The following is a 14,103-nucleotide window of genomic DNA, read 5'->3' as shown; positions in this document are numbered from 1 at the left end:
CTCGGACTCCCGTCAAACCGTGCATGCGGATTCGAAATGGGGCTGCATGAGAACACGCTCTACCGATGGATTATGGAGCAATCTTCAAAAAGCTGGAACGGCTTACACCCTGCGCCTTCCGCCGCAGCTATCTAAAGTCGTAACATACGTTCGACGAGTAAATGTAATTTGTCGTAGTACTACCAAGCACACAAAAGCCTGCCCTTCTTGAAAAAGGGCAGGCTTTCATGAATTTCGCAAGCCAGACTATCATCGTTCAAAAGCATTTTAGACCCTATATCATTGCGCTCCTGCTTTTAAGCAGGTTACCTTTGGGTTATTAATCTGTTGATGTCATAACGCTGATACTTTATCGCTTATAATCCATCAAGTTACTTTGACACCAGGTTATAAATTACCTGTGCCATCTCCGCTCTGGTACTGGTGCTTGTCGGTGACAGCCTACTACCACTGCCACTGATGGTTCCTGTTTCAACCAGCAGCGTCATTGCGTCCTTTGCCCAGGATTCGGCGATATCACTAGCATCGACGAAATCGGATAAGGTTTTGCCAGAGCTTCCCTCGGGCAGACTCCCTATGAGCTTCAGCGCATTGTAGAGCAAGGTAAACATTTCCTGACGGGTAATTTCCTTACCCGGTGCGAACATCTTATTGCCTACGCCGTCAGATATACCCAACTCCTTGGCAGCTGACAAGTAGCCTGTGTACCAGGTGTTGCCTGCGTCCGCAAAGTTATCTGCCCTGTTTACATCAGGAGCAATGCCATAAGCTCTCATCATCATCACAAGGAATTCTGCACGGGTCAGCTTGGCATCAGGGCCGTAATTTCCACCTCCCGTCCCCTCGGTGATGCCTCTTGCTGCGATAAAGCCTACTGCTTGGCTGTACCACGCGTTTGCCGCTACATCATTGAAGTCCACTTTGTTGTAACCTATTGTATAGAGTGAGAAGTGGTTTGTTATGAAGCTCATCGTGCCGGTTTCTGGATCATAAATGCTATTGTTTACAATTTCTAATTTCCCTTCTGCGTTGATGTAGTAGATAACGATTGAATTTGTATGCTCGCCGTCTTTAGGCGTATAAGGTACTGCAACGGATACTCTGCCTCCAAATTGAGAGATTGTCATATCTCCGCTGGTGACGCTGAAATAGAACACCGGGCGCTCTCCCACAGCCCGTTGTGCTTCGGCTGAAAGGGTGGGGACTTCTACCTTTGATGCTGTTATCTTTATGTCTTCCGCCGCTTCACTGTATATGGAGGAGAGGGCATCTGCATCAAAGTTGATATGGGCAAAAGGAGTAGATACTTTAAGAAAATCCGTTTTGCCGTCTGCAACCAACTTCAAAGCACCTTTCGGTATGATGAATTCTACGGTTGTGGCATCCGCCTTGGCGTCTACTTTGATTTCTATAGCTATCGCTGTAACGTTTTCATGCTTTTCGACTTCCGCCAATGCCTGTCTGATGGCATAGCTTATTTGTTCCTGTGTAACGGCTGCGGTTGCTTTGTCGCTGTCGTCAACGGTAATTGTAAAGGTTGTCGTGGCAGTGGCCGTATTTCCTGTAATCGTTGTTTCTGTTTTCGTTGTTCCTCCTACAGGCGGAGTGGTTGATGGAGTAGTTGGCGTACCTCCGCCACCGCCATTTGAGGCTGCGTTTGCTGTCAGCGTCATTGTATAAGTGTCGATGGAATTTACCGTCCCGTCATTGGCCTTGAATACCAGCGCAGTTGTTCCTGTGGAGGTCGGGGTATAGGAGTAATTCGCACTGGCTCCTATGTCTGCGGCTCCGTTCACCGATACCTTATAGGTCAATGTATCTGCGTTTGCATCTTCAAATATTGCTGCCAGATTAATGGTATAGGCATTATTCACCGTCACGCTTGCTGTCGCTGCAGCAGGTACCGCTGCCTTGCGGATCGGTGCTGTGTTCGGCGCTGCTCCCAGCGTAAAGTTTATAATATAGGTTTGCTTTGTCGTACCATCCTCGGCTGTTACCTCCACAATGGCGCTGCCGGGCAGCGTCGCGGCTTGCGTAATGCTGACGGTAGCTTTTGAATCGGAAGCTATGGCGGCGACTATAGCTGGTTGACTACCGCTCTGGGTACCATAAGGCAGTTCCACGCTATAGATGTAAGTACCTTCGATAAAACCGCTCACGGCACTACCGCCCACCGTCAGACCACTTAAGGAAGCATCCGTTCCAGGGATGGGGTTTTGTTCTGCTTCAATCGTTAGTGTTGCAAATCCTACATCGAAGGAGATGCTAAGCACCACGGCATCACCGTCTGACAGATTCAATCCTGATAAAAAATCTTCTGTAATAGTCAGTATATTTCCGACTACAGTAAAGTCATTAGGCGATTCCAGATCATCTGTACCATTGACTACCCCGGTGACAGTAGTTGCATCGTTCCAGGTAATCAACGTAACGATATCAGTTGGATTATCCAGATCAAAGACTCTCGTTACAGGGCCGATGGTCGCGCTCTCTAGAGTTGCTGTAGAGCTAATGACAATGCTTAATGCCTGTGTAACGTTGCCCGCTGTGTTTGTCGCCTTCACTGTGAAGTTAAAGGTTCCAAGCGCTGTCGGCGTGCCGGAAATCGTGTTGCCCGACAAGCTTAGGCCGTCCGGCAGGTTGCCGTTGTCAATGCTCCATGTAATCGGCGTATTGCCTGTTGCCGCAAGTATCTGACTGTAGTCCGTACCAACCGTGCCGCCGATTAGATAGAGTGTTGTGATAGTAGGGACTACTGGTGCGTCCTCATACGACGCTGTTACTTCCACGGCGGTTTCTGGCATGGTGAATGTGGTGCTTGCAGCCTGCGCATCCGCCAAGATAACGCCGCCACCTTCTACCGTCCATACCTTAAACTCTTTGCCTTGAGGGGGGGCATCCGCTGCGATAGTCACGGTAACACCTGCCTCATAGCTGCCGTCACCGGAGCCGCCATTTACAGTTACGGTATTGAAAATTCTTACAGTCAAAGCATCAATTGCGTTTTCTAACACAGTGACAGCGGCGTTAATTTCGGTTTGTGTAGCTTCCGCGTTTGTCAATACTGCTTTTGCACTTTCCAGCGCAGACTGCATGGTCTGCCACGTAGCCGTGGTATAGTCATGTTGTCTCAGATTCGAAGCTTCAATAATTAAAGCAGCAAGCGCCGACCTATCTATCGTTTCGCCCGTTCCCTCAATCTCAAAAGTTCCAATAGCTCTGAAATAGGTCATTGCGGTCCATTGAGATCCAGTTGCCTTTAAGTTGTTTACCCTTATATACTGCCCTTTCGTATTGGCAGGCGCGGTATACGACGTCGGATTTGTTGGACCTCCATCTGCTGCTAATTCACCTAGGGTGTCATGTAAAGTAGTCCATGGACCTGAGCTATCTGACGCTACCTGTAGGACGAATCTGCTCGGCTGCCCCCAGAAGGCTATATCGATCTGCTCGATAATAGCTTCCTCACCAAGATCCACCATCCACCATGACTCGTTGCTATTGCCTGTTGTCCAAACTAGATTAGTTGTTCCATTCTTTGCGTTAAGCAATGGGTTATTAGGTGTATTAACACCATGAGTCCCACCAGCCGATACGCTTCCTGCATAAGAATCAAAGTAAGAGGAAATATCTCCATTATTGAGAGCATTCACAGTAACGGTTATGCTGTCGGTAATCATTCCCGTAATATCTTTGGCATAGATCGTTGCTGAGCCTGGTCCTACGGCTTTAATTACACCGGTATACTCATCAACCGTAGCAACGGTTTCGTTTCCGGACGACCAGATTACCCTGTCGTTAGTGGCAAATGCGGGTGTTACGACCGCGCTGGCGTTTCTAGTCATGCCAACCGCAAACGAAAGGGCAATGGAGTTAATCTTGATCGCTTCAACTTCAATGACATCAAGCAACTGCAAAGCATTAACGGCTGCGTTTAGTTTCTGTACATCCGTGTCGATGATGCTTTGGTATAGATGATCCCATTCCTCGGTTATTGCTTCGACTAAATGTTCCTGGGCTTGTTCCACCGCAGTCTTGTACGCCAATAGTGTGTCCTGCTTGTAATACTTGTCTTTATATGTTTTGGCCGCTTCCGCATTTTGTATAGCGGTTATGAGCGCGGAGGTGTCGAGTAGTTTGGAGCCAGTAATATTGAATGTTACATCAAACACCTGATCCGTCTCATAATAGAAATTAGCCGTTACTCTAATCTTGGCTTCACCCATCTTTAGGAAACGGATATTGGCTCCCCCGTTCGACTCGGGTGTTATGCTGACTAAATCAGGAGTCGAGGTCGTCCAATTTGCCGAGGCTATCGGCCTGTCGGTACCCGCGACACCAACTCTAGGCGTTAATAATAATTCGTTTCCGGTTTCCACGTCAAAAGTGCCGTCTTCGTAAGGTTTACCCTGAGTGTCCGTCAACTTAAACCATTCATAGGATATATCTGTGGGATTGACTATGTTGACTATAGCGGTAGCGAAAATGGTCGAGTCTTCCGTTGACCTTGCCGATATGACAGCTTCACCAGACACGATATCGCCTACGGTGTCTACCATGATTGTCGGTTTAACAAGTCCGTCCGTCACAGTTACTAGACTTGGGTTACTTGAACTCCATGTGATACCTTGGCTAACCTCGGCTGGTGCGACACTCGCCTCAAGCTGGTAATCAGAGGATATTGTACCCTCGATAGGCACAAGATTTACCGTTTTAGTATTCAAAAGCACCTGATCGGGCACTGGCGCCGCCGCATATACGTTAAAGTTATCGATCGACGCATTCCAAACGACGTTGCCACTACTGCGAGTTGCGTAAAGAAGTAGATTGTTAAGCGTGCCGGTATGATCAGTTCCTAATGATATTCCAGTATGGGACGTCGTGATCGACGGATCATCTTTTCTTGTAATGGTAAAGTCAACTGTATTCGTCTTCATGTTCAGTTCAATATGAAGATTATTCCAAACATTGAATGAATTGAAATTAGTTCCGACAGGTTTGGCATTTGCGAGAGTTAAGGGGTCTGAAGAGGTAGTAAGCCCATTATACCGTAATGGTTTTCCACCCGCACTGTAATTAAGCACCCCGTTCCTTGCTTCCATGCCGAATAAAATATTTTTATTGTTGTCCAGAAGCGCAAAATACGCTCCGTTTGTACTACCTGTAGGATTAGCTGCATTGAAATCAAAATCAACTACAACCTTGTCATTTTTGACAGCGGGAGAAAATGTCTTTAACGAACCTCTGTCGCCGCCGGCATTTACAGAGTAGCTCAAATAATGGTCATCGGTGTTTGATACACTCTCTTTTATTGATCCACCCATAGCCCCGGTAGCGCCGGTTATAACACTACTTGCATTTGTAATGGCTGGTCCATTATCTCCCCATGCGTTATCAACGGCTCTATTATTGAAATTTTCACTGATCGTCGGCACGTATATCGGCACCTTGACGGTGTGGCCGCCTTCCACTGAGGTCGCGGTTATCATTGCGAAGCCAGGCTTATGCGCTGTAAGCATACCATCCAAAGCCACTGAGACAACACCCGGATTGCTTGATGTCCATATTACGTCGGTATTGGTGGCATCATCAGGTGCAGAGGTCACCCTCAAAAGATATGTGGGTTTATTTTCATCCACCTTGGGATTATAGCTGCTGTCAGAATATGTTGAGAAATAGTTTGATTTGAAGTGGTACCCGCTTCTGAGCTCCTCCCCAACGCCTATACCCGTGAGGGGTATGGCATGCGCTTGGACCTTAACGAGAGATGAAGCGGTAAGCTCGCTGCCGTCTTGGGTCGTTGCCGTAATATTGGCCGTTCCTAACCCTACAGCTGACACCAATCCCGTATTTTCGTCCACCGTTGCTACAGCAGTATTGTCTGATTCCCATTTCACTGATTTATTATAAGCGTTAACAGGCTGAATGATTGTATTCAAGGTCCTGCTGGAGTTTATCTGCATAGTCATTGTTGTCTTGTCGAGATCTATATACTCAACCTTTTGGGGCACAACTTCGACTGTGCTCTCATCATACAAATCAGTTCCGATGTCATCAGATGTCGCTCGAATGATAGCTGTCCCGAGTCCCACGCCCTTTACAACGCCTTTGTCGCTTACGGTTGCTACCGCTTCGTCAGAGGAACTCCAATGGATCTTATATAACGAGGCGTTCGCAGGTTCGATGGCTGCCGACAGCTGCACCGTCCGTCCGACACCTAGTTCATTATCCTTGGGGCTTACGTTTACCTTTGTAACAGCAATATGATTGGATACTACCTCAAAGCTAAGCAACTCTTCACCGTCGGAGTTGCGCGCCGTAATCGTCGTCTTACCGCCCTTTTTGGCATTCAGCTGCACAAATGGAGTGCCTCCGTTGTTGGTGCCAGTCGCTGAGGTCAGATGGAACATCTCCCCTGGAGGAGTCTGCCATGTCTCACCGAAGAACGAAGCGACTTCAGGGTCGCTGGATTTATACCATACGACCTTATCGGTTACGGATGCCGCCAGCGATGGAGTAAGTCTAATTTTATCAAATACATTGACGCTTATGGTCGTGCCGTCTGCTACCACAGAAGCAGAACCGTTATTATTTGAATAATTGAGTGTCAAATCACCTGCTACATTCGTGTCCGCCAACGTGTTGGCATTGACTGTGACGCTGATGGCAGTAGAAACGTTCCCTACTTTTGCCGTGATAGTGGCGCTTCCAGGCGATACACCCGTGACGAAACCTTTGCTGTTCACTGTGGCAACACCTGAGGCACTAGAAGTCCAGAGAATTTCACTATCCGTTAGAACCTGATTCGTAGGCGTAATCGTCGGGAGCAGTTTCTCAGACTGACCGACCCTTATCGTTGTGCTGCTCTTTGTCAGTGTAATTCCGGTCGGATCCGTTTGTGCTACGGTATACGTACCATATCCCTGCAAAGGAGTCTGCATCGTATCCGCCTTATCTTTGGGCCATCCGCGAGCCATGAAGGCGTACATACTGTCCATCATGTCGCCCGCTTTACCTGGTTTGACGCTTCCCATTTCCCGGATGCTCGTGTCGCCATTGTTGAAAAGGGTGCGGGCTGTTTCGGCTGGCGGACCGTATTCGAACCAGTTCGCGCCTACAGTGGGAATCCACTCTGCCGGCCAGCAATAGAACCCACGCATCTGCCCGTAGGGATTAGGAACATCCGATGCGCTCTGTATAAAATCTAAAAGCCAGTTGTATTGCCCATTATGACCGTTCGGGGAGTTTCTGTCGTAATGATTGGTAATCCCCATAGTGGAAGCGCTGCCGTTAAGCGCATAGCTTGTAAATGCGTGAGCGGTCTCGGCGACGATTTGGTCATTGTATCGTAAAGAGTTGTTGCCGTTCATGGCTCGGTTGATCGACATCGTGTCACTTGTGGGGTGACCGCCATATGAAGTACCCGCTTGTGCTGTTACATTCACACCATTGTTAATTATACTTGTGAACCATGAAGTGTAGTTGCTTACACCATATCCATTGTTTGAGTGGACAGATGCCGGCAAGCCTGGATATGCCGCCTGCGCCGCTTCAATGGAGGCGTTTACAAGTTGTACATGTCCATTGGAACTGGCGCCACTGCCTATAGGCCGGAGTATGCCGCTGTTCTGCTCGTTTCCGTGTTTGACGCCGATTACATCGACATTCCTGTCCTTTAATTCCTTCATGAAGTCGTAGACGTAATTGTAAACTGCCGATTTCAGCAATTCAAGAGGAGCTGTCGTCATGACGTCATCATAGCTGGTTTCGATCCATGAAACAGGAGTATTCGCCTGTGCCTGGGACATCCAGGTATCGTTGTAATGGAGGCCGGGCATAAAACTCATACCCAATGCCGTGGCGCGCTCGCCAATGTTAGCCGTTCTTATCTTGTCAAAGGCACCGGGTACCATTGTTAACGGATACGGATTGCCCTCTTCGTCATTCGAGCCAACCCATCTCTGCACATATTTGCCGCCCGATTCCTCATACACGAGAGCTCCGGCTTCTACAAATACCATATTGGCAATAGAGTTTACCCCGTGATTCGACATAATGCGGAGCATATCCTGCTGAACACCGTTAGCGAAGTATTTTCCATTATTATCCTCAATTAAAGGCAAAAACGATGCTTCTGCGCCCCTTATATAATGGTTGTTGACACGGAAAAGGTTAAAGTTGTCCACATGCGAATTGTTCGCCCCGTTGCCGGTCCAATCGTCAGCTAAAAAACCACCAGATTCATGCGTGTCGGTTGTATACAGCGTGATGGAATCTTTATACGCCTGATCGTATATCGTGTTAGCGTAAATCGTCACACGGGTATCGCTCGGACCTGTTTTAAAAGAAACGGAAATCAGGGAATAGCCTTCTGTTGAGGAAGGGGCTTGTCTAAGAACCGTGATGCCATTTTTCACACCCAGATTAACGCGATTTCCTGTGGCAAGTCGCACTACATTAAGACCTTCACCCAAATGAACTTTAACCAGATCCTGCCTGAATGCGTCGGCCACATCGACCTTTGCTCTCATGGTTAATATGTAACTGCTGTTGGGTTGTACTTCGACTGTCTGGCTGATTTCAGCGCCTCCACCGAGCTTTACAGCACCTGCTCCTGCATCCGCATCATTGGATACTGACACATCACCGCTTGTAGTCCAGTTCGATAAGCTACTCTCAAAATCCCAGTTTTGAATCGTATTCTCATCATTTGAATCAAGGGTAATTTCAATTTTATCCACGACTAGAGTATGGCCTGACGGGGTTGAAACCGTTATGGTCATTTGGCCATTATAAACGAGAACAGTCCTGAGTCCTATATCAGTAAATGTGTTGCTGTTCGTATAACTTGACATCTTCGAAACGGTTTCAGGTCCGCCGGTATTGCTGACTACCATCCTTGTAGCGGTGTTACCGTTGGTAGTCCCCGTGCCTTTGGCCCATATAGAAACGGTATACGAGCCTTGAGGCATGCCTGTGATGGTTTGCGAAATGGATGAATCCGCGGCTAAAGAAGCGGCTCCGCTTCCTCCTTGACCACCGCTTGCCAAATGAGTCACATTACCAGTTGTGGTCCATCCGGCAAGACTGGAGAAGTCAAGGTTTGTACCGCCATTCATTCCCATCGGAGACCCGGATTGTGATGCCGCCTGCGCGGGGATCAAGGGCATTTGGTAAAAGATACTCAACAATGCCAGGCCAAATACGAGAAAACGTAAGACTAATTTTTTTGATAATCTATTAGAATTCACTTTTTTTCCTCCTCCTATCTTATAAATAAAATTAACTCAATTCGGAATGTAACTTCTTTGCGGAATATTTCGTGCGAGTTGATTCGTTTTCGATTGTGTTTGCAGTGATTCCCTGTTCCCAATCGTCTAATCTTTCTACTCAAAAACTATCACTCCCCCTCTAAGTTTGTTGTTTGTACTCATTAAGGATAACGCTTTCAAGAATGCGCTTACAATTTCAAAATATCGACATTTCTTTCACTTTTCCGTTCTGTTATTACGATTCGTGCCGTCTGTTCTTTTCCAATGAAAACTGACCAAAAGCAATGTCAGAAATACAACCGGAAAACCAGGCAGAAGCTTCGTTTACCAAAGAGTTGCTACCCATTGACTTCACCAACATAAACAACGGCTTTTTCTCCAAGGCTTGTCGCTTTAGTCTTCAATTCGAACAAAAGCGATTATCCCCGAAGGAATAATCGCCTTTGTTAGTTAGTAGATTTCCAATTCGGCAACTTGCATCATATATTCCGTTCCGGTTTCGGGTCTAAGATTTGTCCCCTCTACTTTTACATAACGCGCGTTTACCGGGGATATGTTAAAGCTTTGAACTCCACCAGAAGTTGGTTTTGGGTAATTGGTCTGGGTTGCAACCGTTGACCAGGTTGTGCCGTTCGTCGATACTTGGATTGTAAAGTTTATTGGGAAAAAGCTCCCCAATTGTCCGCTATCGTTTCGAGGATACAGATCGACTTTACTAACCATATTGGCTGACCCCAAATCGATCGTGACGGATTCCGTATGATTCGTCGTTACGCCTAGACTACTGGACCAACCGCGTGCGGTACTGGATGAACTCCCGCGCACTCCATCATTGATTTTTGTTCTGAACCATCCATAATTCTCTACACTGCTTGTTGAAGTAACGGTTTTGTTTAACGCTAAGTTAACAGGAGCAGTAGACGAGCAGGAGCTGCTGCTCGTGTTGAATACTTGGAATTCCGCCAATTGCATTCTATAGTCTCCGGCTGAGTTGCCGAGTTTCGTTGCATACACCCGTACAAAACGATAGTTCCCGCTTGCAAATGAGAACAATTGCTTCCAATTCACCGTTTGGCCGGAATTATAATTCGTTTGTGTTACTAAATCCGTCCATGCAACTGCGTCAGCGGAACCTTGTATCTTAAAATCAACGGGAAATCCTTTGCCGTCGTTAGATGAGTCGTTTCTTGCGTATAGCGTGACATTATTTATGGTCTTGGAAGCTCCTAGATCGACGTAAGCCCATTCCGTATGGTTTGCATCCGCATAGCCCGGATTACTAGTCCAGCCCATATTGGGATTGCCGATATCGGCCATTTCGAACGAATAATTGATCCCGTCCGTTAAACTTGCTTTTCTCCACCCGGCTGTAGGCGACTCAAGTGAAGAACTCGTTGTCACAGGCTGACCGGCTGCGAAATTGCATGCAGGCAATGCTTGAATAGTATCTACCGGACCTGCTGTTGGAGAGCTTGTCGTTGGCGTTAAAATGATTTGCATAACGCTATAAGCAGGCAAAGTCTCTACTCTGGAAAACGTTGAGGTCTTCTCTATAATCGAACTTTCCTTGAGTCCCGGCAATTCATTGGGTCCGACTTGTGTCCCTCTATAGCCCGAGGCGTAATTATAGTAATAATTCCCATTTGAGCTATCTATCAAAGTCTTGTTCACTTTAACATTGGTATTATCAGTTAAGTAAGGCAAATTTGACAGATTAATTGTCATGTCTGCTGGAGTTGCGGTATAGTTCCACAAGAGCATGGAAACTTTTTTGGTAACCGGATCTTTAGTCACGATTCCGTAAGTGTCGTTCGTGCTTGTACCAATACCCGATAAAGTACTGGTTAGTATCGTGGGTAACAATTTACTATACATGTTAAATGTATTTGCTCCCGCTTTCCGATGTCCGTCGATGGTATAAATACCGGAATCGCCATAATATAAACCTGTTGCGGAAAGTGCATCCGCCGGCGTAAAATACATGACTTTCTTAAGTTCCGGTCGTAAAAGCGCACTATACATTCTCTTTGCCAAATAGGCAGCATTAACATTCGTATCCTTTTGAGTACCTGGAGAACCTGAGGTCCAATCATAATTCCATTCGGAATAGATGATATCCTTCTGAGGCATCCCACGCCTTGTGAATAAGGCATTCAATGAATCATTAAAATTCGCTTGCCCATAATCGTGGACGGAAAGATAATCAAACGGGATTGTTGGATTAGCATCAATAAAATCTAAAAATGCATTGATTCGAGAATTTGAGCTTTCATTATTCGCGAATCCTGCTCCTCCAATTTTTGCTGCCGGATCAGTGGCACGAACTCCAGTTGCGAAGTATTGATACATCGTATTAATTTGGCTGGCCGATAACGGTCCACCAACGCTGTTATCTGGCTCATTGTGAGATTCCCAGTACCATCCTGTATATCCAAGATTGACATAATGCTGAACGACTGCTTGAATGATGGACCGATACTCATTCAAATTCGTAGGATAGCCTAGACCCGCAACTCCCGTCCCTCCAATTACGCTTGGCAGGTAACACATGACCATTAAAGGTTTGATTCCCTTTTGAACAAGCGGCAATACGACCGCATCCAACTTCGTAAAATCGTACACCAGCTGTCCTGACCCATTTCGCGATACTACACGGTAGAACTGATCGGATAACACCCAATCAATCCTCATCATATCAATCCCATCGGCTGCCATGTAATCATAATAGGAAGGCAGCCAATGCAGATTTTTATTGATTAAATGTCCTCCGCGTGCCACATTTAATATTTTTGTTTTATCGTAATTACCAGCATTCGTTACATAATTTGAAGTCAAGGACACCGAGGAATTAGCCGCTTTTACCTCGGATAAGTCAAAATTGAAGCTCAACAATGCGATAATCAACGCCAATAAAACGATCCCATTTCTTTTCATTTTCCTACTAAGCATAATTAACCCACTTTCCAGAAATTATTATTCTACAATTAAAGAAGCGCTTCTGATGTTTATCTTAATCATCCACGAAGCGCTTGTCATTTCACTTTTTCAGCTTCCATTATACTGATACAAAGATTTTGAACGACTCGACTCATCAATCTCCGCTATTCATATATTGCTTTGGGGTTAAGTTGTATCGTTTTTTAAAAACCTTAAAGAAATAAGGATAGTTCCGAAACCCGCAGTTTTCTGCGATTCTCCTAAGATCCATTTCTCCTTCTTCCAGCAAGATAGCTGCTCTCTTCATTCTGTATTCGCTCAAATACTCATTAACCCCTATTCCTACTTTTTCTTTGAATTCTTTGCTCAAATGCACGCTGCTAATACGAATCTCTTGCGCTATGGTAACCAGAGATAGCTCTTGCGCATAGTTGTTCTGAATGTAAGCTATTGCTCTGTTTACATGAACGGATGCGTATACGAGGTCCGCTTCCGACTGTGCTTCGAATAACTTGACGAATACTTGATGGAACCACCGTTTGGCGTCGTCAAGGGTATCAAAGTTACGGATCACTTCGGATGGCGGTTGCTCTCCATATACTCTCGTAAGTTCCAGCCGCGTTTCTTTACAGGCCCTATTTACGATACTGATGAGATCATTAAACAATAAATGCAAACTCTGAAAATCCAATTTTTCTTTCAAAATCGACTCAAAAATCTGATCCAGTGTAAAAAAGGCGCTATGCTTGTCCTTTAATTTAATTACCTTTAACAGGCTTTTCTCCTCCCGGAGGCTAATGCCCTCAGAAGTTTTAGTGTCAAAATGTGATAAACTCTGTGTGATGATTAAGCTTTTTCCATGGTAAAACTTTTGACTGAGCAGTTTGCGTGCAATAACATAACTGATTTTCAGCCCTTCGATTCCGCGTCTTATTGGGCCAATACTAAAGCTGACCGATAAGTTTAGGTACTTTTTCAATGAACTTTTTACTTCGTCGAGTACTTGATAAGTACTCTGCTCAATAACCAATGAACTTCTTACCGATGGATAGGAAAAAAAAATGACGAACTGGTCGGCGGTAACATGGCAAACAGCTCCATTTTCCTTGTTCTTTAATATTTCTTCAACAATATTAAGGACAGAAAAATGAAGCATTGATATTTCTTTGAAGCTTCGAGTTTCCACCATATTTTTATATTCGTCAATCATCATCATAATCGTTCTGATGTTATTTAGATCGAGTTGAATATCGAGGAACGTAATTCGTTTCTCGAACTCTTCCTCTCTGTAAAGTCCGGAAAGCAAATCAATCATAAATTTGTTGCGCAAAACGAGAAGACTATTTTGATCAAGCTTCCAAGATGTGCTTTTCTTTATTGCAAACTCCCTGGCTCTATCTAAGGTTTCTAGGATTGTCGACGCGCTGAGATTTTGTTTGAGTATAAAGTCAATCGCCCCGTTTTTTAAAGCGTTACAAACGTATTGATAATCGTCATATTGACTTAATACTATGACCTGAATACTCGGAAATTGACTCGAAAGCACACTTGTCAATTCAACTCCACCCATACGGGGCATTTGGACAGCTGTAAATACAATATCCGGAAGGTTTACTCTAATGAGATCCAGCGCTTCAATTCCATCTTTCGCTTCTCCACAAATACGGTAGCCGTTATGCTCCCAATTCATAATCAGCTTTATATTGCTCCTTGCGATTATCTCGTCCTCTACGATCAGCACTTTTAACATGACCGTTCCCCTCCGGAACAACTAAATAGGAATGAACTGATCGCCTTGCTCCCTCTGGTCCGCTGACATAAATCTCGAACTTCCCAGACATGTTCGCGAATTACTTTACAGGTGCCACGAGAACAAGGCATGCGGTCTATATAT

3 protein-coding genes are annotated in these 14,103 nt (G+C 45.6%); all 3 read right to left on the bottom strand.

The genetic code is table 11. The annotated features are described in order from the left end of the window. Window positions 1-371: 371 nt before the first annotated feature. Window positions 372-9,251 (bottom strand): Ig-like domain-containing protein, encoded by an 8,880-nt coding sequence (locus AB4Z29_RS20005; RefSeq protein WP_441944758.1) that lies wholly within the window; start codon window positions 9,249-9,251, stop codon window positions 372-374. A 471-nt stretch (window positions 9,252-9,722) separates the two neighbouring features. Beyond that, window positions 9,723-12,221, bottom strand: coding sequence for a discoidin domain-containing protein (locus AB4Z29_RS20000; RefSeq protein ID WP_441944757.1), 2,499 nt, complete (start codon window positions 12,219-12,221; stop codon window positions 9,723-9,725). Window positions 12,222-12,363: 142 nt separating this feature from the next. After that, window positions 12,364-13,959 carry a response regulator gene (locus AB4Z29_RS19995; protein WP_441944756.1) on the bottom strand — a complete coding sequence of 532 codons (1,596 nt, stop codon included), beginning with the start codon at window positions 13,957-13,959 and terminating at the stop codon, window positions 12,364-12,366. Between the last annotated feature and the right edge of the window lie 144 nt (window positions 13,960-14,103).

The sequence above is a fragment of the Paenibacillus sp. 2TAB23 genome, from assembly GCF_052115165.1.
Classification (GTDB): Bacteria; Bacillota; Bacilli; order Paenibacillales; family Paenibacillaceae; genus Pristimantibacillus.
This window is presented reverse-complemented; position numbering and strand designations above follow the sequence as displayed.